Genomic DNA, 22621 nt, shown 5'->3' with positions numbered 1-22621 from the left:
GCTCAGCCAACCCTGCCCTCTTTCCACCCCAACGCCTGCAAGGCGTCACAACCATCCTGCAACAACAGCTGCGCCGCCGAGGCGAAGTGTTGCAGGTCCGCGCCCTCCACGCGCTCGGTACTCAGACAGATCACGCTATTGAGCAAATTGCGGGCAGCCTCGATGCGCTGGGTGGCGGTTTCGAGTAGCCCGCGGGCGTCGGCATCGGGGTTGAGGAACAAGACAGGGTCACAACTAATGTTGCTATCGAGCGGAGTGTAGTCAGGCATGGGTATATCGCATTTTATTAAATGAAAACGGCCACCCAATGCGGCTAAACAAATCGGGCAGCAAAAAGCGCCACGTCTGAACGGGCGCTTGTGCATCATTTTTCTCTCGACCGGCTAAGGTCGATTACCGATGAATCGGCAACCGCAGAACTATAGGTGAGCCCTCGAACGATACACACTGCCAAAGAGGACAATAGCCGCACTTAACGCCTTTTCCTACAAGCTTCTACGACGCTTCAACGCTCCCACCTTCAATTCAAACGGACTGAACACGGCAAGCTGCAATATATTGCGTTTATTGCATGATAAAGCTGCAAAAACTGCAATAACTTGCACTCTTCCGTCACCTCCCCGCCATCATTCTGTAAAAAACCTCCGCTATACAGGTCGACTCTTTTCCAAAAACAAGGTCGCCCGCCATGCCCCCTTCGCCCCAGCGCCTTGCGCTCACCCTCGGCCTGCTGGTCAGCAGCGGTTTTGTCGATGCGGCGCCCACGCCAACCAAGACGCTGCAGATCGACACGCCGACCACCACCGGGCAAACCCTGAGCGGCAGTGACTCGCTGACGATCTCGGCACCGGGCAGTATCACCACCTCCAAAGTCGCGGTGACCTTGAAGGACGGCACCACCGGCAATGGCGTGGTGATCGACAACGCCGGCAGCATTACCTCCACGGGTGGCCGGGCCATCGACAGCAGCGGCGATCTCACCGCCGCGCGCAACTACAGCATCTACAACCGCGCCGGCGGCGTGATCCAGGGTGCCAACGACGCGCTGCGCATCGACAGCAATTTCGCCAGCGGCAGCCTGTTGATCGACAACAGCGGCACCATTCGCTCTGCCACCGGCCAAGGTCTGGACCTGGATGCGATCCGCAGCCCCAACGTCACCACCACTATCATCAACCGCCAGGGCGGGTTGATTCGCGGCGACGCCAGCGACGGCATGAAGACCGGCGGCAACGCCAGCATCACCAACTACGGCGAGATTTCCACCGGCGACACTCACTCGCGCGATGACAAATTCGACGGCGTCGACATCGACTCCGCCACCGGCGTGACCGTCACCAACTACGGACTCATCTCCGGCGGGCGCCACGGCATCACCACCGACCTGGGCGCCACGCTGACCAACTACGGCACGGTGATCGGCCGTAACGGCTCGGGCTTTGGCTCCGACGGCGACGGCACGGTGATCAACCACGGCACCATCACTGGCGCATTCTCCGGACTGCAGCCGGATGGCGACGGCGACGGCGTAGACATCGACAAGATCGCCCACATCGAAAACTACGGAGTCATCCAAGGCGTAGGCGCCGGTGGCGTCGACAAGAACGGCTTTGCCAACGGCAGCGAAGGCATCGCCCTTGGCGGTGGCTATGTGTTCAACGGTGTCGGTGCGCTGGTGAGCGGCGCCAATAACGCGGTACTGGTGGACGACGGCAGCGACGGCTCGGGACTGGCAGCCACGACCCTGATCAACCACGGCACCATCCAGGGCCTGGATGGCTTCGGCGTGAAGTTCGTCGGCGAGTTTGCCGACACGGTGGTCAACGCTGGCTTGATCAGCGGCAGCAACGGCCTGGCCCTGGATTTGGGCGGCGGCGATGACAAGCTGACCCTGCTCGGCGGCAGCCGCTTTGTCGGCGTGGTGGATGGCGGCGCCGGATATGACCGCGTGATCATGGACGACGCCGCCGGCGGCAGTTTCGGCAACAGCCGCAACTTCGAATGGCTGGACGTGAAGCAAGGCACCTGGACCCTCACCGGCAGCGGTGACTTCAGCGATGGCGGCGAGATTTTCAGCGGCGCCAAGCTGATCAACCAAGGCGGGATCGCCGGCAACGTGACCGTCGATGAAGGCGGTATTTATGCCGGTGGCGGCAGCGTCGGCAGCCTGTTGGTCAAAGGCACGTTGCAGACAAACACTGCACTCGGCACCGCCAGCATCATCCGCGACCTGACCATGACCAGCGGCTCGACCCTGGCCTATGGCGTGAATGCCGACGGCAGCAGCGCTCCAGTCCAGGTCGGTGGCACGGCCTACCTGAATGGCGCGACCCTGGCGGTCAATCCCGGCACCGGCACCTACCCGTGGCAAAGCCATTACACGGTGCTGCAGGCCGGCAGCATCAATGGCACATTCGGCAAGGTCACCAGCGACTATGCCTTCCTCACCCCCACCCTGGATTACAGCCCTACCCAGGTTGGCCTGACCTATACCCGCAACGACGTGGCCTTCAATCAGTTCGCCAACACCGGCAACGGTGCCAGCGCCGCCAACGCCCTGGCGAGCCTGGGCAACAACAACCCGCTGTATAACGCCCTGCTCAACACCACCAACAACAGCGCCGGCGCCGCCATCGAGCAACTGGCGGGCAGCAGCACTGCCAACCTGACCAGCGCCACCCTCGGCGCTAGCGCCCAGGTCGGCAACAGCATGCTGAACGCCATGCATCAACTGGGCGGCGGCGCCGGATTGCTGGTGGGCCTTGATCAAAAAGACACCCCCGTTCTGGCCGCCACTGGCGTACCCGCCGAAGCTCGTAACCTCAACGATCCGAATGCCCGAGGCCGCCTGTGGCTGCAAGGCATCGGCAGCTACGGCAAGCTCGACGGCGACCACGGCAGTAACGGCTTGACCCAGCGCACCAAAGGCAGTGTGCTGGGGGCCGATTGGGCACTCGATTCGGAGTGGCGCGTGGGCGTACTGGGCGGTTACTCGAAGACCGACCTGGACACCACCGGCGTCGATGGCAGCGTCGACAGCTGGCACGCAGGTATCTACGCCCTGCGCCAGAGCGGCCCGTTGGCCTTGCGCCTGGGCGCCGCCTACAGCGGGCACCAGGGCGACAGCAAACGCACCGTGGCCTTCGACGGTTTCAACGATCGCCCCAAAGGTGACTACGACGCCAACAGCCAACAAGCCTTCGCCGAACTGGGTTATGCCATGGGCAGCGGGCGTCTGAGCGCCGAGCCGTTCGCCAACCTCGGCTACCAGCGCTACCACCGCGACAGCTACAACGAAAAAGGCGGTGCTGCGGCCCTGCATGTCGACGGGCAAACCCAGGACAATTTCAGCAGCACGTTCGGCCTGCGCCTGGCACACCTGAGCCAGCTCGACAATGGCATCAGCCTCACGCCACGGGTCAGCGCCGGCTGGAAACACATCTACGGCGATGTCGACAGCAGCACTCGCCAGGCCTTCCTGATGGGCGGTACCGCGTTCAACGTCGAAGGCAGCGCACTGGACCGTGACAGCTTGATGCTGGAGGCCGGGCTGGATGTTGGCCTGTCGGCCCGCCACACGCTGGGTGTGGGCTACAGCGGCGAAATAGGCAGTAACAGCCGCAATCACGGGTTGATCGGGCAATGGCAGATGAGTTTTTAATCGCAGCCCACTAGAGACATCTCTGGCAAGGCAAGGGTGGATAGCCTGACATTTATCCACCCTTTACCTCGCTAGATTTCCCGACCTCATACATCAAGAGGTTCGGTTTACATGCCACTCCTACAGAAACAGCTCGCTGTCGCCATCATCTTCGCACTGGGAGCCAACAGCGCCCAATTCGTCCAGGCGCAAGAGGAGATTGATCCAGACAGCGAGTGGCTCACCCCACAACCGGCGGTAGGCCAGCAGGGCCACCCGTATCCCAAGCCACCCGAGCCCACTCCCGACTTCTACTTCGCCGACCAAGCGACCACCCGCAACGGCCAGCAGGTCGCTCGCGTCTTGGACTCGGCCGTGGATATCCTTCTCGAGTCGGGAAAGCTCAACGAATGGCAAGAATATCAACTGGAAAGCTTCACCCGGGACCTCGACAATCTGGCACCAGGCCGTGTGGGTGCGGTCCTTGAGCAACTGGCAGGCAGCCAGAACGCCAACCTTGGCACCGCCACTCAAGACAGCATGAAACAGCTCAATAGCAGCCTGCTTTCAGCCATGCGCCAACTGAGCGACGACCGCAACGTCAGCAATGGCGCAGGCAATGGTCGCGTCTGGCTCCAGGCTCTGGGCGACACTGGCAAGCTCGATGGGCAGCACGGTAGCGCGGGTCTGGATCGCCGAACCACTGGCCTGATGCTGGGTGGCGACTGGGCAGTGAATGACGCATGGCGAGTGGGTGTAATGGGCGCCAAGTCTGCCAGCGACCTGAGCGCCAAACGCTTCAAGGGTGACCTGGACAGCTGGCACCTTGGTGGTTACGCGGTGCGGCAGGACGGGCCCCTGGCCCTGCGCCTGGGCGCGATCTACAGCGGCCATGCCGGCCAATCCAAACGCTCCGTGGACTTTGACTTCGTCGATTATCGCGAGCAGGCCAAAGGCAAATACAACGCCCAAAGCCAGAACGCTTTCGCCGAACTGGGCTATCAACTGGACAAGGGCAGCTTCAGCGTCGAACCCTTTGCCGGTGTCGGCTACCAGCGCTATCACCGTGACAGCTACCAGGAAAAAGGCGGCTTCACAGCGCTGAACGTCGGCACCCAGACCCAGGAAAACCTCAGCAGTACCTTCGGCCTGCGCATGACCAGCGCGTTTGAGCTGGACAACCGGATGACCTTGAAACCGCATCTGAGCACTAGCTGGAAGCATCTCTACGGCGACGTGGACAGCAGCGTGCGCCAATCCTCAGCCTTGATAAAACGACCAAGCTTCAACAGTGACTTCAGCATCGAAGGCACCTCCCTTGACCGTGACAGCCTCGCCTTGCACACCGGGCTCGACCTGGCACTCTCGGCACAACAGACCATGGGCCTGGCCTATACCGCCGAGGTCGGCGGCAACAGCCTTCAACAAGGACTGATGGGCAACTGGCGGATGGCGTTCTAACCTCGGTGAATTGAGGAACAATCCCGCAAGCATCGGCCCGATGTCCTGACAGTCATCAACCCGGGTTGCTCGCTACATTCCGGTCTCTTTCACCCAAGAGGCCGGAACATTATGTCGTCGACAATCCCGTACCTTCCTTCCCTAGGCTCCCTGCTGGCCTACGGCACTCGGTCACTCGCCGAGGCCGTCGCACCTCGCCCACCTTCAGCCGCCCCCGTCAGCGCAAACTTCACCTCCATCTCCGTAACCCTCAACAATGGGGCAGGACTGGACATCGATAATGTCAGCCAGCTGATTTCCCCCTACGCCAAAACCGGTCCCCGCACTTCACTGCGAGGCATCGAAATCATCAACTCGCCTACCGCCACGACCCAGGGCCTTTCAAGCGCCGGCCAGAACCCTGTCTGGCTGGAAAACCAGGGCCTTATCGAAAACAAAAAGGGCACCGGGGTAAAACTTGCGGGCAACCAGGCGGACGAGGTGGTGAACGCAGGCCTGATCAAAGGCAGCAACGGCATTGCCCTGGACATGAGCGGCGGCGACGACCTGTTGATTGTGCGCGGCAGCGGCGGTTTCGACGGTGCAGTCGACGGAGGCAGCGGCACCAACCAGGTGCTGCTGGACAGTGCCAAGGGTGGCACCTTTGACGGTGCCAGCCAGATGCAACACCTCTGGGTCGGCAGCGGCACCTGGACCTTGACCGGCCCCGTGCCCGCCAACCAGAAGGGTGAGGTCTACGCCGACGCGACCCTGATCAACAAAAGCCGAATCGGTGGGGAGATGCACATACGCCCTGGCGGCACCTACGCAGGTGGCACCATTGGCAGCCTGAATGTCGCGGGCACCCTGCTGCTCGACCCGGCCACGAAGTCGCAGACCAGGGTCAAGGACACCTTGAGCCTTGAACCGGATTCGACACTGGCCTTCAAGGTCGGCAAGGACGAAGCCCACAGCACGTTGAAAGTCGAGAACCGCGCCGTCTTGAATAACGCCACGCTGAACATCGAAGTCACGGCCGAGAATGACCAGCTTCTGGGGCGCCAGCTACGGGTGGTTGATGCCCAGCAGGTAGACGGCCAGTTCGGCACGGTAACCAGCAACCTGAAGGCCTACACCCCCGAGCTGATCTACACCCCAACCGGGGCTTTTGTGGCGTTCAAACCCAAGGAAGCCGTGGCGGCCTGAGGGCAAATTCCAGGCGAAAAAAAAGGGGGCACATGCCCCCCCGAGGTTTAAGCGGTAGTCTCGAAGGCTGTTGATCAGCCTTCGATTTCAATCAGGATTTCACCCGGGTTGACCCGGTCGCCCTTGGCCACGTGAACGGCGGTGACCTTGCCGGCGATAGACGCCTGTACTTCGGTCTCCATCTTCATCGCTTCAGTGATCAACACGGCCTGGCCGGCTTTCACCACATCGCCTTCCTTGACCAGCACGTCGACGATATTGCCCGGCATTGCGGTGCTGACATGGCCCGGCGCGGTAGCGTGCTTGCGCTTGCTGCCGCCGCTGCTGACGAATTCGTTGAGCGGTTCGAACACCACTTCTTCGGGCATGCCGTCGATGGACAGGTAGAAGTGGCGCTTGCCTTCGGCCTTGACGCCGACACCGGTGATGTCCACGCGGTAGCTTTCGCCGTGCACGTCGATCACGAACTCGGTCGGCACGCCTTCACCACCGGCACGGGCCACGCCGCCGGCTTCAGGAATCGGCAACAGCACTTCAGGGCTCAAGGTGCCGGCATCACGCTCTTCGAGGAACTTGCGCCCGATGTCCGGGAACATCGCGTAGGTCAGCACGTCTTCTTCGGACTTGGCCAACGCGCCGATTTCGCCGCGCAGCTTGGTCATTTCCGGCTTGAGCAGATCGGCCGGACGGACGTCGATCACCTCTTCGCTGCCGATGGCCTGGCGCCGCAATTTTTCGTTCACGGTACCCGGCGCCTTGCCGTAGCCGCCTTGCAGGTACAACTTCACTTCGTTGGTGATGGTCTTGTAGCGCTCGCCGGCCAGCACGTTGAAGAACGCCTGGGTGCCGACGATCTGCGAAGTCGGGGTAACCAGCGGCGGGAAGCCGAGGTCTTCACGAACGCGCGGGATTTCGGCCAGCACTTCGCTCATGCGGTTCAGCGCGCCCTGCTCTTTCAACTGGTTGGCCAGGTTGGAAATCATCCCGCCCGGTACCTGGTTGACTTGCACACGGGTGTCGACCGCCGTGAATTCGCTTTCGAACTGGTGGTACTTCTTGCGCACGGCGTAGAAGTACAGGCCGATTTCCTGCAGCAGTTCCAGGCTCAGGCCGGTGTCGAATTCGCTGCCTTTGAGGGCGGCGACCATCGACTCGGTGCCCGGGTGGCTGGTGCCCCAGGCGAAGCTGGAGATGGCGGTGTCGATATGGTCGGCGCCGTTTTCGATCGCCTTGAGTTGGCACATCGCGGCCAGGCCGGCGGTGTCGTGGGAGTGGATGAAGATCGGCAGGCTTTGCTCGGCTTTCAGCGCCTTGACCAGTTCGCCGGTGGCGTACGGCGTCAGCAGGCCGGCCATGTCCTTGATCGCCACCGAGTCGCAACCCATGGCTTCCATTTGCTTGGCCTGGGCCACGAACGCCTCGATGGTGTGCACCGGGCTGGTGGTGTAGGCGATGGTGCCCTGGGCATGTTTGCCGGCCGCTTTTACCGCTTCGATGGCCACCCGCAGGTTACGCACGTCATTCATCGCGTCGAAGATGCGGAACACGTCGATACCGTTGACGGCAGCCTTGGCGACGAAGGCTTTGACCACGTCGTCGCTGTAGTGGCGATAGCCCAACAGGTTCTGGCCACGCAGCAGCATTTGCAGGCGCGTGTTGGGCAAGGCCGCACGCAGTTTGCGCAGGCGCTCCCACGGGTCTTCTTTCAGAAAACGCACGCAGGCGTCGAAGGTCGCGCCGCCCCAGACTTCCAGGGACCAGTAGCCGACTTTGTCGAGCTTGTCGCAGATCGGCAGCATGTCGTCAGTGCGCATGCGGGTCGCCAGCAACGATTGGTGGGCGTCGCGCAGGATGGTGTCGGTTACGAAGATTTTTTTAGTCATTGGAATGTTCCTCACAGGCCTGCGTGGGCGGCGATGGCGGCGGCGATGGCCAGGGCCAGCTCTTCGGGTTTGCGCTTGATCGAGTAGTTGGTCAGCTCAGGGTGGCTTTCCACAAAACTGGTGTTGAACTGGCCGCTGCGGAATTCCGGGTTACGCAGGATTTCCTGGTAGTAGGCGGCGGTGGTCTTCACGCCTTGCAGGCGCATGTCGTCCAGGGCGCGCAGGCCACGGTCCATGGCTTCTTCCCAGGTCAACGCCCACACCACCAGCTTCAGGCACATGGAGTCGTAGAACGGCGGGATGGTGTAGCCGGTGTAGATCGCCGTGTCGGTACGCACGCCGGGACCGCCGGGCGCGTAATAACGGGTGATCTTGCCGAAGCTTGGCAGGAAGTTATTCTTCGGGTCTTCGGCGTTGATGCGGAACTGCAACGCGAAACCCCGGTGCTGAATATCTTCCTGCTTGACCGACAGCGGCAGGCCCGACGCAATGCGGATCTGCTCACGCACAATGTCGATGCCGGTGATTTCTTCGGTGATGGTGTGTTCCACCTGCACCCGGGTGTTCATCTCCATGAAGTACACCTCGCCCTCGGCGAGCAGGAACTCCACGGTGCCGGCGTTCTCATAGCCCACGGCTTTGGCGGCACGCACCGACAGGTCGCCGATGTAGGCGCGCTGTTCAGGGGTCAGCTGGGGGCTCGGGGCGATTTCAATCAGCTTCTGGTTGCGGCGCTGGATCGAGCAATCGCGCTCGAACAAATGCACCACGTTGCCGAAGCTGTCACCGAGGATCTGCGCCTCGATGTGCTTGGGATTGACGATGCATTTTTCCAGGAACACCTCCGCCGAACCGAACGCCTTGGTGGCTTCGGAAATCACACGAGGGAAGGCTTGTTCGAGTTCTTCACGGCTGTTGCAGCGACGAATGCCGCGACCGCCACCACCGGAAGTTGCCTTGAGCATCACCGGGTAACCGATACGGTCGCCTTCGGTGAGGGCTTCAGCAATGTCGGCAACGTTGCCTTCGGTGCCAGGGGTGACCGGCACACCGGCCTTGATCATGCTGCGGCGGGCTTCGGTCTTGTCGCCCATGCGACGAATCACTTCGGCCGACGGGCCGATGAACTTGATCCCACGTTCGGCGCAAATATCCGCCAGCTCGGCATTTTCCGAGAGGAAGCCGTAGCCGGGGTGCAGCGCGTCGCAACCGGTTTCCACCGCCAGGTTCACCAGCTTGCGCGGGTTCAGGTAGCCGGCCAATGGCTCGGCACCGATGCTGTGGGCTTCATCTGCGCGCTTTACATGCAGGGCATGGCGATCGGCGTCGGAATAGACCGCGACCGAACGGATGCCCATCTCGGCGCAGGCACGCACGATGCGTACGGCAATCTCACCACGGTTGGCGATCAGGATCTTTTTTATCACTTGGAAATTCCCTTGAGCCGATTGCTACCTACTTCGACCCGCCGGAGCCGGGTCGGCGCGTGACCAAATGTTTCAAGCCAGTCGCGAGACACACACTATGCCCCTGTAGGGATTAACAAAAATCAATAATAATTGGGTTGTGTATAAGCAAAGACTTATAGTCAGGGCATCAGAGGTTGGCGGGAGTGCTTGAGTAATGCGTAAGTCATTGATGCGTATGACATTGCGTCAGTTGCAGATTTTCAATGAAGTCTGTGATTTGCGTTCCTATAGCCGCGCAGCCGAGGAAATGTCCCTCACGCAACCGGCCGTTAGCCTACAAATCAAGCAGCTGGAAGAGCTGCTGGGCCAGCCGTTATTCGATTACGTCGGCAAAAAGCTCTATATGACTGAAGCAGCTGAAGCCCTGCAACGGGCCAGCCGAGACATCTTCGGGCGCCTGGAAAACCTCGACATGCAGCTCTCTGACATGCAGGGCTCGTTGCAAGGCCAGCTGAAACTGGCGGTGGAATCCAGCGCCAAGTACTTCGTGCCGCACCTGTTTGCCGCCTTCAAGCGCCAGCACCCTGAGGTCAACCTGCACCTGACGGTGGTCAACCGCGCCCAGGTGATTCGCAGGCTGTCGGACAACCGCGATGACCTGGTGATCATGTCCATGGTGCCCCAGGACATGGGCCTGGAATTCCTGCCGTTCCTGAACAACCCGATTGTCGCGGTGGCGCCCCACGACCATCCGCTGAGCCATCAAGGGCCGTTGCGCCTGCAGGACCTTGAGCCTTACACCCTGCTGTTGCGCGAGCCGGGGTCCGGGACGCGGATGGCGTGCGAGGAGTACTTCAAGGAGAAGCGCGTGCACTTCACCCAGACGGTGGAAGTGTCTTCGGCCGAGGCGCAGCGCGAGTGCGTGACCGCCGGGTTGGGCGTGGCGCTGCTGACGCGCCACGCGGTCAACCTGGAACTGGCCACCGGCAGGCTCAAGGAGCTGCCGGTGGAAGAACTGCCGCTGTACCGCAGTTGGTGCCTGGTGCAGGCCAAGGCCAAGCGTCTGTCACCGGTGGCCCATGCCTTCCTGGGCTTTATCCGCAGCGAGCGGCTGCAAATCAGCGCGCTGGCTGAGCGCTTCGCTGGGCAGCTGCGGGCGCCTGCCAGTGGAGTTCCGGATAGTCACTGATGCTCTGTTGCAATTGGCGCTGATCGCAGCGGTCTTCAATTGCGCGACGGAAGGCCATGCGGCGCTGGTCTTCCTGTTGGCGGCGGGTTTTGACAGCGCTGTTGCTTTCTTCGTATTGCCGAGCCATTTCGAGTCTCCCAATGCGAGTAAGGGGAGTTCAGGATGGGCTCGGGCAATGACGGTTTAGCGGCACGGGGATGACAGGACGATGAATCTTCCGAGGCTCAAACACGATCAACTGTGGGAGCTGGCTTGCCTGCGATAACGGTGCATCAGCCAATGAAGATGGCAACTGACAGATCGCTATCGCAGGCAAGCCAGCCCCACATTTTGACCGAGCATGCCCTTGAGTCAGTCGTCGAGGGCTTTTACGGACTTGGGTGACAACCGCAGACTGCGCAAGCTTCGCTTCACGCTCTTGAGGTGGTTGACCAGGCTCGGGCCCCGCGCCATGGCCACGCCCATCGCCAGCACGTCGATCACCACCAGGTGGGCGATACGCGAGGTCAATGGCGTGTAGATTTCGGTGTCTTCGTGCACATCGATCGCCAGGTTGACGGTCGACAGCTCCGCCAATGGCGTCTGGCTCGGGCACAGGGTAATCAGGGTCGCACCGCTTTCACGCACCAGGTTGGCGGTGATCAGCAAATCCTTGGAGCGGCCGGACTGGGAAATGCAGATCGCCACGTCGGTGGGCTTCAACGTCACTGCCGACATCGCCTGCATGTGCGGGTCACTGTAGGCCGCCGCCGTCAGCAGCAAACGGAAGAACTTGTGCTGGGCATCCGCCGCCACCGCACCGGACGCGCCGAAACCATAGAACTCCACGCGCTGGGCCTGGGACATGGCGGTCACGGCTTTTTGCAGCTCTACCGGGTCAAGCTTTTCCCGCACTTCCATCAGGGTATGCAGGGTGGTGTCGAAGATTTTCAGGCTGTAGTCGGCGACGGAGTCGTCTTCGTGAATCGCGAACTGCCCGAAGCTCGCACCGGCGGCGAGGCTCTGGGCCAGCTTGAGCTTCAAGTCCTGGAACCCGGAGCAACCAATGGCGCGGCAGAAGCGCACGATGGTCGGCTCGCTGATGCCCACGCTGTGGGCCAGGTCGGCCATGGAACTGTGCATCACAGCCGCAGGGTCAAGCAGCACGTGATCGGCAACCTTGAGTTCCGATTTGCGTAACAGGTGGCGCGACTGGGCGATATGTTGCAACAGGTTCAAAGGGCTGGACTCTTGTTATTGGCAGACGCCAGGGATGTAGCAAGCTTGTAGTTATACTACAAGAATTACCGATTTGCCCGCTCGATGCATCACTTAATCACGCTGCTGCCCGCTGAAACAGCGGGCAGGACCGATGTAGCCCCGCGTGCGGCTTGGGCTCAACTACGGAAAATCGGCATTTTTTCGTAACAAATCCGCCAGACCGTCCGCTTCCACCGGCCGACTGATCAAATAGCCCTGCACTTCATCGCATTGCTCGGCCCGCAGGAAATCCAGCTGCTGCTGATCTTCCACGCCCTCGGCCACCACCTTGAGCGACAGCCCGTGGGCCATGGCGATGATTGCACGGGTGATCGAAGCATCTTCGCGGCCCTGCCCGAGGCCTCGAATGAACGTCTGGTCGATCTTCACGTAGTCCACGGGGATGCGCTTGAGGTAGCTGAGGGACGAGTAGCCGGTGCCGAAATCATCAATCGCCAGTTTCACGCCCAAGTCGCGCAATTGCTGGAAGGTCGAAATAATGTGTTCGACGCTGTCGAGCAGCTGGCTTTCGGTCAGCTCCAGCTCCAGGTACTGCGGATCAAGCCCGGTTTCTTCCAACACCTGGCGCACCAGACTGACCAGCTTCCCTTGGCGCAACTGGTGCACCGACAGGTTGACCGACACACGGATCGGTTCCAGCCCCTGGCGCTGCCACTCACAGGCTTGCCAGCAGGCCTGACGCAATACGAACTCCCCCAGCGGTACGATCAATCCGGTTTCTTCGGCCAGCCCGATAAAGTCCCCTGGCGGCACCATGCCCCAGTGCGGATGCTCCCAGCGAATCAACGCCTCAGCGGCATTCAGCTTGCCGCTGGCCAGGCACAGCTTGGGTTGGTAGAACACCGTGAGCTGGCGCTCATCAATCGCCTTGCGCAGCTGGTTTTCCAGCTGCAAGCGCTCCAGGGTGCTGGCTTGCAGGCTGTCGGTGTAGAACTGGAAATTATTCCCGCCCAAATGCTTGGCGTGCTGCATGGCCATGTTCGACTGGCTGACCAATGCGGATATTTCCCGTGCATTGTCGGGCAACAGGCTGACGCCCATTGAGGCGCTGACCACCAGCTCATGCCCTTCCACCGTCACCGGCACCCGCAACTTGGCCAGCAACCGCGTGGCCACCCGCGCCAGGCTCGACAGGTTGCCGTACGCATCGAACAACACGGCGAATTCATCGCCCGAGAGCCGCGCAATGGTGTCGGCTTCGGGCAAGGCGTTGATCAAGCGGCGGGCCATCTTCTGCAATAACTGGTCAGCCACTTCATGCCCGAGGCTGTCGTTGAGCAGCTTGAAACGGTCCAGGTTGATATGCAGCAGGGCCAGGCTGCGGCCGCCCTGGCGCACACGTTGATGAGCTTCCCGCAGCCGCTCGCGGAACAACGAACGGTTGGCCAAGCCGGTCAATTCATCGTAATGAGTGAGGTAGCGCATACGCTCCTCGGACTCGCGCCGCGCGGACAGATCGGCGAAGAAGCCGACGATATGGCTGACATTTCCCCGAATATCGCGCACCACATTCAGTTGCAGCCATTGCGGGTAGAGCTCGCCGTTCTTGCGGGTTTCCACCAGTTCGCCCTGCCAGGTGCCGTGGCTAAGCAGCGCCTGGCGGATTACCGGGAAGTGACGCCGTGCGTCGCGGCTGCTGGGGAGTTCGACGACATTGCGGCCGATCATGTCGTCAATGTCGAAGCCGGTGACGCGGCTGAACGCCTGGTTGACCGCTACCAGCACGTAGTCCGGGTCCAGGATCACAATGCCTTCGCTGGCCGCCTCGAACACCGTCGAGGCCAGGCGCTGCTGTTCTTCCAGAGCTTTGCCAGCACTGATGTCGCGGCGGGTGCCGAGCATCCGCGTGACGCGTCCGCCGGGCGAGCGCTCCACGGCGCGGCCACGGTCCTGAATCCACACCCAATGGCCATCGCCATGGCGCACCCGGTACTCCACCAGGTAATCCTCGCTGCGGCCTTTCAGGTGTTCCACCAGCGCACGCTTGAGCAGCGGTAAATCGTCCGGGTGCAGACGCGGCTTGAGATGGCTGAGCATCGCCGTGACGTATTCCGGCTCCAGGCCGAACAGTTCCTTGAGTTGGGTGTGGTGGACCTCGTCGGTTTGCAGGTTCCAGTCCCACAGGCCCAGTTCGCTGGCCTGCAATGCCATCGCCAGGCGCGCCTCGCTTTTGCTCAGGGCCAGGCTGGCGACATCCAGTTCCTGGCTACGCTGATCGACGCGCTGTTGCAGGCCGATCTGCGCCTCGCGCAACTCTTGCTCGACCTGGCGTCGCTGCTCCACTTCACGCACCAGTTCCTGATTCAACTGCTCGCTGCGCTGCTGCGCTTGTTGCAGGTGCTCGATCAACGCCTGGTTCTGGAAGCGCCTGAGCAGCCCGCGCTGGATCAGGCGGTTGACCTGCCACGCCACCAGGCTCAGGGAGGCCAGCAGAATCAGGCCCAAAAAGCCCCAACCCTGCTGCTGCGGGTCGCCGGTCCAGAATAAATAGAGGATGGCCGGCACCAGACAGGGCAAGGCAAACGACAGAAACGCAGGCAGACTGACAGCGTAGGCCACACTCGCGGACAAGGTCGCCGCGCCGAGCAAGCCGAACACCCAGGCCTGTTGCGCGAAGCTGTCCACCGGCACCAGGGCGATGGCAGCGCTGGCCAGCGTCAGGCCGCTGACGGCCGAGCCCAGCATGAACATGCGGCGCCAGATCGGCAGCGCCTGACGACTCGGCATGGCCGAATCGAACGCCGCCACCTGAATCACCCGCAGGGCCACCAGCGTCAGCAGCCACACCAGCCAAATGCTGTCCAGCAGGTAACGCTGCGGGCTCCAGAGTAACCAGGCGCAGACCAGTCCGTTCACCAGCATTAATAAGGTAGGCAGCAGGGAGCCCTGGTAAAGCAGGCGCGTGCGCTCGACCGCCATCTCCATGGCGTAGTGCTTGCGGATAACCTGCGCCGGCGCCACCGAGGGGCCAGCCAGGTCAATGCTAAGGGTCATAGGCAGTGTTCTTATAATGGTGAGCCCGAAACGTCGACGGAGCATACACAAGCAAACGCTCGGGCCAAACTGCTCCACGTCATAAAAACAGCGCGATAATCAGGCGCAAACCTTGGAGCCAGACAGCTTGAGTGAGACAGGGCGCGGGCTGTGGGCGATGACCGACCGGTCATCACCGTGAATAGATTGTTGCCTTATCCAGTGCAGGCCCTGAAGTTTTCCCGCGACCATCCGGCATTGGGATTTGCCCGACTCCCCCGGGCACCCTAGAATGCGCCGATGCGCGATGATCTCTCCCTTTTGCTGAACTCCCTCAACGATGCCCAACGCCAGGCCGTAGCTGCCCCCGTTGGCCGTCAGTTGGTCCTGGCCGGTGCTGGCTCCGGTAAAACCCGAGTGCTGGTGCACCGTATCGCCTGGTTGATCCAGGTCGAGAACGCCTCGCCTCACTCCATCCTGTCGGTGACCTTCACCAACAAGGCCGCTGCGGAGATGCGTCATCGCATCGAGCAGTTGATGGGCATCAGCCCGGCCGGCATGTGGGTGGGCACCTTCCACGGTCTGGCGCACCGCCTGCTGCGGGCCCATTGGCAGGAAGCCGGCCTGAGCCAGACCTTCCAGATTCTCGACAGCGACGACCAGCAACGCCTGGTCAAGCGGGTGATCCGCGAGCTGGGCCTGGACGAACAACGCTGGCCGGTCCGTCAGGCCCAGTGGTTTATCAATGGCCAGAAAGATGAAGGCCTGCGCCCGCAACATATCCAGGCCAGCGGCGACCTGTTCCTGGCGACCATGCGCAGCATTTATGAAGCCTATGAAGTGGCTTGCCAACGCGCCGGTGTGATCGACTTCTCCGAACTGCTGTTGCGCGCCCTCGACCTGTGGCGCGACAACCCGGGCTTGCTGGCGCACTACCAGAAGCGTTTCCGCCACATCCTGGTGGACGAGTTCCAGGACACCAACGCCGTGCAGTACGCCTGGTTGCGCCTGCTGGCCAAAGGCGGCGACAGCTTGATGGTGGTGGGCGACGACGACCAGTCGATCTACGGCTGGCGTGGCGCGAAAATCGAGAACATCTACCAGTACAGCGACGACTTCCCGGACGCCGAAACCATTCGCCTGGAGCAGAACTACCGCTCCACCGCCGGGATTCTCAAGGCCGCCAACGCCTTGATCGCCAACAACACCGGGCGCCTGGGCAAAGAGCTGTGGACCGACGGCGGCGAAGGCGAGGCGATCAACCTGTACGCCGCCTTCAACGAACACGATGAAGCGCGCTACGTGGTGGAAACCATCGAAAGCGCCCTGAAAACCGGCCTGGCGCGCAGCGATATCGCGATTCTTTATCGTTCCAACGCCCAATCACGGGTGCTGGAAGAGGCCTTGCTGCGCGAGCGCATTCCGTACCGCATCTATGGCGGCCAGCGCTTCTTCGAACGTGCTGAAATCAAGAACGCCATGGCCTACCTGCGCTTGCTGGAAGGTCGCGGCAACGATGCGGCGCTGGAGCGGGTGATCAATATCCCGGCCCGCGGCATCGGCGAGAAGACCGTTGAGGCGATTCGCGACCATGCCCGCCACAGCGATGTGTCGATGTGGGAAGCCATGCGCCTGCTGATCGCCAACAAGGGCCTGACCGGCCGTGCGGCCGGTGCCTTGAGCGTGTTTGTCGAGCTGATCGAGAACCTGGCCGCCAAGTGCATGGAAATGCCCCTGCACCTGATGACCCAGACCGTGATCGAGCAGTCCGGCCTGATCGCCTACCACGAAGCGGAAAAAGGCGAGAAAGGCCAGGCCCGGGTAGAAAACCTTGAGGAACTGGTCAGCGCCGCCCGCGCGTTCGAAAACACTGAAGAAGACGAAGACCTGACGCCACTCGCGGCATTCCTCGGCCATGCTTCGCTGGAGGCCGGCGACACCCAGGCTGACGAGCACGAAGACAGCATCCAGCTGATGACCTTGCACAGCGCCAAGGGCCTGGAATTCCCGTACGTGTTCCTGGTGGGCATGGAAGAAGGTCTGTTCCCCCACAAGATGAGCCTGGAAGAGCCCGGCCGCCTGGAAGAGGAACGCCGCCTGGCCTATGTGGGCATCACCCGGGCCATGCAGAACCTGGTGATGACCTACGCCGAAACGCGGCGCCTGTACGGCAGTGAGACCTACAACAAGGTCTCACGCTTCGTACGTGAAGTGCCGAAAGGGCTGATTCAGGAAGTGCGCCTGTCCAACAGCGTCAGCCGACCATTCGGCGGCGGCCAGCAGCAGAACTCCAGCAGCATGTTCGCCGGCTCGGAAATCCCCGAAACACCGTTCAGCCTTGGCCAGCAGGTCAAGCATGCGATCTTCGGCGAAGGCGTGATCCTCAACTTCGAAGGCGCCGGCGCCCAAGCCCGGGTGCAGGTGAACTTCGCCGAAGGCAGCAAGTGGCTGATGATGGGCTACGCCAAGCTCGAAGCAATCTGAAACAACTGCAGAACATGAAGGATGTTGCCCCGCCCTTGTATTTGGCAGCGGTGGGGCCAATATCTGTACTAAGTCCTACAGACGATTCGGTATTGGCCCTACGCAAAAGCCCGAAACACTATGCCGCTAGCCACTGACATCACACCTGTGCAACATGGCGCGCGTGCAATCCACAAATGGGAATTCCCTTTATGAAACGTTTTCTTAGCATCGCCATGGCGTTGTGCATCGGCCTGACGATGAGCCTCGACGCCAACGCCAAGCGCTTCGGTGGCGGCAAATCCATGGGCTCGGCCCCGAGCCACCAGACCAGCCAAATGGCCCCATCCGGCGGCGGCATGGGCGGCGCAGCTGCGACCGCTGGCGCGGCCGGTGCCGCAGGCGCTGCTGCCAAGGCTGGCGGTGCTTCGCGCTGGTTGGGCCCTCTGGCCGGTATCGCGGCCGGTGGCCTGCTCGCCTCCATGTTCATGGGCGGCGGCTTCCAGGGCATGCAGATCTTCGACATCCTGATCATGGCGGTCATCGCCTTCCTGATCTTCCGCTTTATCGCCGCCCGTCGCCGCAAGCAGCAGGAGCACATGGCTCCAGCTGGCGCGCCGATGCAGCGTGAAGTGTTCGAGCAGAAGCCTGCTGCAATGGGTTCGATCTTCGGTGGCTCGGCGGCTCCTGCCGCCGCTCGTCCGGTGATCAACGCGCCAGCCTGGTTCAACGAAGAGCGTTTCGTCGAAGCGGCCCGCAGCCACTTCCAGTCCCTGCAGCAACACTGGGACGCCAACGAAATGGACAAGATCGCCGAGTTCGTGACCCCGCAATTGCTGGAGTTCCTCAAGCGCGAACGTGCTGACCTGGGCGACGGCTTCCAGTCGACCTACATCGAAGACCTGAAAGTGCAGCTTGAAGGTGTGGATGACCGCGCCGACAAGACCATCGCCACCCTGACCTTCAGCGGCGTGTCGAAGACCTCGCGTTTCGACCAGGGCGAAGTGTTCAGCGAAAGCTGGAACATGGAACGCCCACAAGGCGAAAACCAGCCTTGGCTGGTCGCCGGTATCCGCCAGAACGGCTGATCCCTGCTCGCTTCGAGTATGCAGTAACAAAAACCCCGGACTTGTCCGGGGTTTTCTATTTCACGGTTGCACTTATAGCGAGCTACTGTATAAAACGCCCCTATAAACCGCGCCATCTAGCAAGAGGATCCCGGCCGTGGAAGAAGTTATCGAACAATTGCGTGAAGCCAACGAACCGGTACCGGTTCCTCTGGAGCTGCCTGACGAAGACCAACTGGTGGAAATCGAGGAACAACTGTTCATCGATATTCCGTTCGTCTTCCGTGAATTCCTGCTGACCGTCAGCGACGTGGTCTACGGCAGCCTGGAGCCGGTGACCGTCACCGACCCACAGTCCCACACCTACCTGCCAGACGTTGCCGCCAACGCCTGGGATGCCGGTGTTGACCGCAGCATGATCCCGATCTGCCAGGACGGCGACGATTACTACTGCGTCGAAGAAGACGGCACCGTGGTGCTGTGGTCCGGCGAAGAAGAACTCGTCACCGAAGAAACCTGGGAATCGGTGTGGCACTGGGCGCGGGACGTCTGGCTGGAAAGCTGATACCTACGGTGTGCCGAGTGCGCTTGTAGTGGCGAGCGAGCTTGCTCGCGCTGGGCTGCGAAGCAGCCCCAACCTCAGGCCCATTTAGTGCTCCGGCGTGTCCTTATGGTTATCCAGGGTCTCCAGCAAAGCGACCTGCATCCGTGTATGCACGCGGATGAACCAGCGCCAGAGCACGGCGGCCACCGCGGCCGTCACCACCGCGATCAGCACCAGCAACTTGTTGGTCGGCAGAATACTGGCCGACAAGGCTGCCAATAGCAGGAAAATCACCAGCAGCGAAAGAATCGGGATCACTTCGGCGATCACCCGGCGCACGCGCTGAGTGTGGCGCCCAGCCATCTCCGGCTTCACGCTCATCTCCGCCAGCAGCATCGACAGCGCCTTGAGCTTGCGGTACGCCGCGATCAGGAACGGCAGCGACAGCAGCAACGCCCCACCCCAGATCAATGCCTTCTGCCAGCTCGGATCGCTGATCCAGCCTTCCAGGTAGCTGCCAATACGCGCCGCGAAAAAGCTGCCGGCAAAGAAGATCGCCACTACCAGCGCCAGATTCACCCCCACCTGCAAAATGATCTTGCGGATCATCGACGCCAGCATCGCACCCTCGCCCTGGGGCTGAATACTGCGCAACCACTCGCCATACATCCCGAACACCCGGCTCATGCGCTTGGGCATCACGGCCGCAATCTTCAGCGACAGCGGGTCAGCGCCACGGATCAGATACGGGGTAAGCAGCGTGGTGATCGCAGAAACCGCCACCGCCACCGGATACAGGAAATCGCTGGTGACCTGCAACGTCATCCCCAGCGCGGCGATGATGAATGAAAACTCGCCAATCTGTGACAGGCCCATCCCCACCCGAAGCGAGGTGCGGCCATCGTTGCCGGCGATAAACGCCCCCAGCCCGCAGGACAACATCTTCCCCAGCACCACGGCCACGGTAATCACCGCGATCGGCCAGGCGTATTGCAAGAGGATTTGCGGGTCGATCATCAAACCAATGGCAACAAAGAAGATCGCACTGAACATGTCGCGAACCGGTTCGATCAGGCGTTCAATCTTCAACAATTGCCGGGATTCGGCCATGATCGCGCCGATCAGGAACGCCCCCAGCACCATGCTGTATTCCAGCTTGACCACCAGCAGGCAGAAGCCGAAGCACAGGCCCAGCACGGTGATCAGCAGCATTTCGTTGCTTTCGAACTTGGCTACGTACTCCAGCAAGCGTGGCACCAGCAAGATCCCGATCACCAGCGCGACGATCATGAACAACGACAGCTTGCCGACGGTGGAGAACACCTCGCCCGAGCTGACCGTACCGCTGACGGCAATGCTCGACAGCAAGGCGATGATGCCGATGCCGAGGATGTCTTCGACGATCAGCACGCCAAAAATCAGCTGGGCAAAGCGCTGGTTTTTCATCTTCAGGTCATTGAGCGCCTTGACGATGATGGTGGTGGAGGAAATCGCCAGGATCGCGCCCAGGAACAGTGAGTCCATGGTGTTCCAGTCGAACCAGCGGCCGATTTCGTAGCCGATCCAGATCATCAGGATGATCTCGAGGAACGCAGCAATGAACGCCGTGGCACCGACCTTGAACAGCTTGCGCAGGCTGAACTCCAGGCCCAGGCAGAACATCAGGAAGATCACCCCCAGTTCGGCCAGGGTCTTGATGGTGTTTTCGTCGTGGATCAGGCCAAACGGTGGGGTGTGCGGGCCGATAATAAAGCCGGCGACGATATACCCCAACACCACCGGCTGCTTGAGCCGATGGAACAGGATCGTCACCACCCCGGCCACCAGCATGATCACGGCCAGGTCCTGGATAAAGCTGATGGCGTGCATGGCGAGGGGCTCCTTGAGGGGTACTGGCGCTTTTCCCATTTCCACGCATTCGCCCCGAAAGGTCCAAATGAACGGAAAGAAAAGTCTGCCTTGATCGTAAGAATTGCCCCTGAGACGGGCTTTTGAAGGGTAACACCGCGACTTGCGACAGAAAGCCGGTGCAATATATGGAAACAGATCGCCCCGGGCGTGACGGCAAGCCGGGCCCCAGCGTCCCGTTATGAATGGCTCTGCAAAGATTCCAGCACCCGCAGAGGTGCCTCCCCACCCAATGCCTACAACCCGTGAGTGTGCTATGGAACCCGGAAACGCCCAGCTGTCGATGACAGTATTGATGACCCCTGACATGGCCAACTTTTCAGGCAATGTGCACGGCGGCACGCTGCTCAAATACCTCGACGAAGTGGCCTACGCCTGCGCCAGCCGTTATGCCGGCCGTTACGTGGTGACGCTGTCGGTGGACCAGGTGATTTTTCGCGAGCCGATCCATGTCGGCGAGCTGGTGACCTTCCTGGCCTCGGTCAACTACACCGGCAACACGTCGATGGAAGTGGGGATCAAGGTGGTCACCGAGAACATCCGCGAGCGTTCGGTGCGCCATACCAATAGCTGCTTCTTCACCATGGTCGCGGTGGATGACCAGCGCAAACCGGCCGCCGTACCGCCGCTGCAACCGCAGAACAGCGAAGACAAGCGCCGGTTTGTGCAGGCCCAGCAACGCCGGCAGATTCGCCAGGAGCTGGAAAAACGCTATCAGGAAATCAAGGCCGACGGGCCTTAAAGCCCTATCGGCGTCGCCTCAAAGCGAACCCGCGGATGGGCAATCCGGTCCTGGGCGCGCACCAGTTCCAGCTCATAGCTGGCGCACGCCTGGGTTTCCAGCAGCACTTCGTGCACCGCTGCAGCGGTGAACTCAAAGGCCGCCACCAGGCTGTCGCCCAACAACACCCGCGCCAGGAACAGGCCCGACGTCAGGTCACCCACGCCCACCGGCTGACGCGGGAACGCCAGCAACGGCCGGCGCAGGTGCCAGCTGCCTTCGGCTGTCACCAGTAGCATCTCGAAGCCGTCCGGCAGTTTGCCGGGATAATCCAGGTGCTTGACCAACACCGCTTTCGGACCACGGGCCAGCAACGCACGGGCCATGCCCAGGCAATCGAACAGCGACTGTGGCTTGCGCCCGGCAAAGCTGTCCAACTCCAACTGGTTGGGGCACAGGAAGTCGGCCATCGCCGCCGCTTCGTCCAGCAGGAAGTCGCTGACCTCCTGGGGCACGATGCAGCCTTTCTCCGGATGACCCATCACCGGGTCGCACAGGTACAACGCCTTGGGGTTGATCGCCTTGATTCGCGCCACGCCGGTAAGGATCGCCCGCCCCTGGGCCGCACTGCCCAGGTAGCCGGAGAGCACCGCATCACAGTTGCCCAGCTCGCCAATCGCCGCGATGCCTTCCACCAGTGCAGGAATTTGCTGCGGCGCCAACACTTCTCCCGCCCACTGACCATACTGAGTGTGGTTGGAGAACTGCACGGTATTGAGCGGCCACACGTTCACCCCGACCCGTTGCATGGGGAACACGGCGGCGCTGTTTCCGGCGTGGCCAAAGACCACATGAGACTGGATCGCAAGCAGATGGGGCGTACGTTTCATGCAGGGGATTTCCGTAAAGCGGTTGAAT

Annotated in this window: 16 protein-coding genes; 8 read left to right on the top strand and 8 right to left on the bottom strand. The window is 61.4% G+C overall.

Annotated elements, in window-relative coordinates; all coding sequences use genetic code 11:
• Positions 1-2 precede the first annotated feature (2 nt).
• Positions 3-269 (bottom strand): hypothetical protein, encoded by a 267-nt coding sequence (locus JFU58_RS11695; RefSeq protein ID WP_093203557.1) that lies wholly within the window; start codon positions 267-269, stop codon positions 3-5.
• Positions 270-688: 419 nt separating this feature from the next.
• Here JFU58_RS11695 and JFU58_RS11690 point away from each other — a divergent pair, with 419 nt between their 5' ends.
• From JFU58_RS11690 to JFU58_RS11680, 3 genes are all read left to right on the top strand, one after another.
• Positions 689-3661, top strand: a complete 2973-nt coding sequence (locus tag JFU58_RS11690; protein WP_201140723.1) for an autotransporter outer membrane beta-barrel domain-containing protein — start codon at positions 689-691, stop codon at positions 3659-3661.
• 111 nt (positions 3662-3772) lie between these two features.
• Complete coding sequence (locus JFU58_RS11685; protein WP_201140721.1) at positions 3773-5101, top strand: autotransporter outer membrane beta-barrel domain-containing protein; 1329 nt, start codon at positions 3773-3775, stop codon at positions 5099-5101.
• Positions 5102-5212: 111 nt separating this feature from the next.
• The gene (locus JFU58_RS11680) at positions 5213-6286 is read left to right on the top strand and encodes a hypothetical protein (RefSeq protein WP_201140719.1); all 1074 of its coding nucleotides are present in this window, start codon (positions 5213-5215) and stop codon (positions 6284-6286) included.
• 74 nt (positions 6287-6360) lie between these two features.
• Here JFU58_RS11680 and oadA read toward each other — a convergent pair whose 3' ends face one another.
• Both oadA and JFU58_RS11670 read right to left on the bottom strand, forming a co-directional pair.
• A complete protein-coding gene (oadA, locus tag JFU58_RS11675; RefSeq protein WP_201140717.1) occupies positions 6361-8169 on the bottom strand; it encodes a sodium-extruding oxaloacetate decarboxylase subunit alpha in 1809 nt (602 codons plus the stop codon).
• 11 nt (positions 8170-8180) lie between these two features.
• A complete protein-coding gene (locus JFU58_RS11670; RefSeq protein ID WP_003213442.1) occupies positions 8181-9596 on the bottom strand; it encodes an acetyl-CoA carboxylase biotin carboxylase subunit in 1416 nt (471 codons plus the stop codon).
• A gap of 196 nt (positions 9597-9792) precedes the next feature.
• On the opposite strand from JFU58_RS11670, the gene JFU58_RS11665 reads away from it, so the two are divergent.
• Entirely contained in the window at positions 9793-10767 is a 975-nt protein-coding gene (locus tag JFU58_RS11665; RefSeq protein WP_063033791.1) for a LysR family transcriptional regulator, read from the top strand.
• Here the strand turns inward: JFU58_RS11665 and JFU58_RS32275 are convergent.
• From JFU58_RS32275 to JFU58_RS11655, 3 genes are all read right to left on the bottom strand, one after another.
• Positions 10697-10894 carry a PA3496 family putative envelope integrity protein gene (locus JFU58_RS32275; RefSeq protein ID WP_081253237.1) on the bottom strand — a complete coding sequence of 66 codons (198 nt, stop codon included), beginning with the start codon at positions 10892-10894 and terminating at the stop codon, positions 10697-10699. The two genes, JFU58_RS11665 and JFU58_RS32275, sit on opposite strands and share 71 nt — an antisense overlap.
• A 224-nt stretch (positions 10895-11118) precedes the next feature.
• Positions 11119-11985 (bottom strand): transcriptional regulator HexR, encoded by an 867-nt coding sequence (hexR, locus tag JFU58_RS11660; RefSeq protein ID WP_010168370.1) that lies wholly within the window; start codon positions 11983-11985, stop codon positions 11119-11121.
• A 162-nt stretch (positions 11986-12147) separates the two neighbouring features.
• Positions 12148-15021 carry an EAL domain-containing protein gene (locus tag JFU58_RS11655; protein WP_177069887.1) on the bottom strand — a complete coding sequence of 958 codons (2874 nt, stop codon included), beginning with the start codon at positions 15019-15021 and terminating at the stop codon, positions 12148-12150.
• 279 nt (positions 15022-15300) lie between these two features.
• On the opposite strand from JFU58_RS11655, the gene uvrD reads away from it, so the two are divergent.
• From uvrD to JFU58_RS11640, 3 genes are all read left to right on the top strand, one after another.
• Positions 15301-17484 (top strand): DNA helicase II, encoded by a 2184-nt coding sequence (uvrD, locus tag JFU58_RS11650; RefSeq protein ID WP_003213452.1) that lies wholly within the window; start codon positions 15301-15303, stop codon positions 17482-17484.
• 191 nt (positions 17485-17675) lie between these two features.
• Positions 17676-18551 carry a Tim44 domain-containing protein gene (locus tag JFU58_RS11645; RefSeq protein WP_017476777.1) on the top strand — a complete coding sequence of 292 codons (876 nt, stop codon included), beginning with the start codon at positions 17676-17678 and terminating at the stop codon, positions 18549-18551.
• A 136-nt stretch (positions 18552-18687) separates the two neighbouring features.
• A complete protein-coding gene (locus tag JFU58_RS11640; protein ID WP_003213456.1) occupies positions 18688-19095 on the top strand; it encodes an SMI1/KNR4 family protein in 408 nt (135 codons plus the stop codon).
• Positions 19096-19179: 84 nt separating this feature from the next.
• Here the strand turns inward: JFU58_RS11640 and JFU58_RS11635 are convergent, their stop codons facing one another.
• Positions 19180-20943: a cation:proton antiporter gene (locus JFU58_RS11635; RefSeq protein WP_201140715.1), complete on the bottom strand. Its 1764-nt coding sequence runs from the start codon at positions 20941-20943 to the stop codon at positions 19180-19182.
• 295 nt (positions 20944-21238) lie between these two features.
• On the opposite strand from JFU58_RS11635, the gene JFU58_RS11630 reads away from it, so the two are divergent.
• A complete protein-coding gene (locus JFU58_RS11630) occupies positions 21239-21724 on the top strand; it encodes an acyl-CoA thioesterase (RefSeq protein WP_003213461.1) in 486 nt (161 codons plus the stop codon).
• Here JFU58_RS11630 and pdxY read toward each other — a convergent pair.
• Complete coding sequence (gene pdxY, locus JFU58_RS11625; RefSeq protein WP_063033787.1) at positions 21721-22593, bottom strand: pyridoxal kinase PdxY; 873 nt, start codon at positions 22591-22593, stop codon at positions 21721-21723. The two genes, JFU58_RS11630 and pdxY, sit on opposite strands and share 4 nt — an antisense overlap.
• Between the last annotated feature and the right edge of the window lie 28 nt (positions 22594-22621).

It is taken from the genome of Pseudomonas sp. TH34 (genome assembly GCF_016650865.1).
Taxonomy (GTDB): Bacteria; Pseudomonadota; Gammaproteobacteria; order Pseudomonadales; family Pseudomonadaceae; genus Aquipseudomonas; species Aquipseudomonas yamanorum.
Note: the sequence above shows the minus strand (reverse complement) of the source record. Positions and strands in the feature narration are given on the sequence as shown.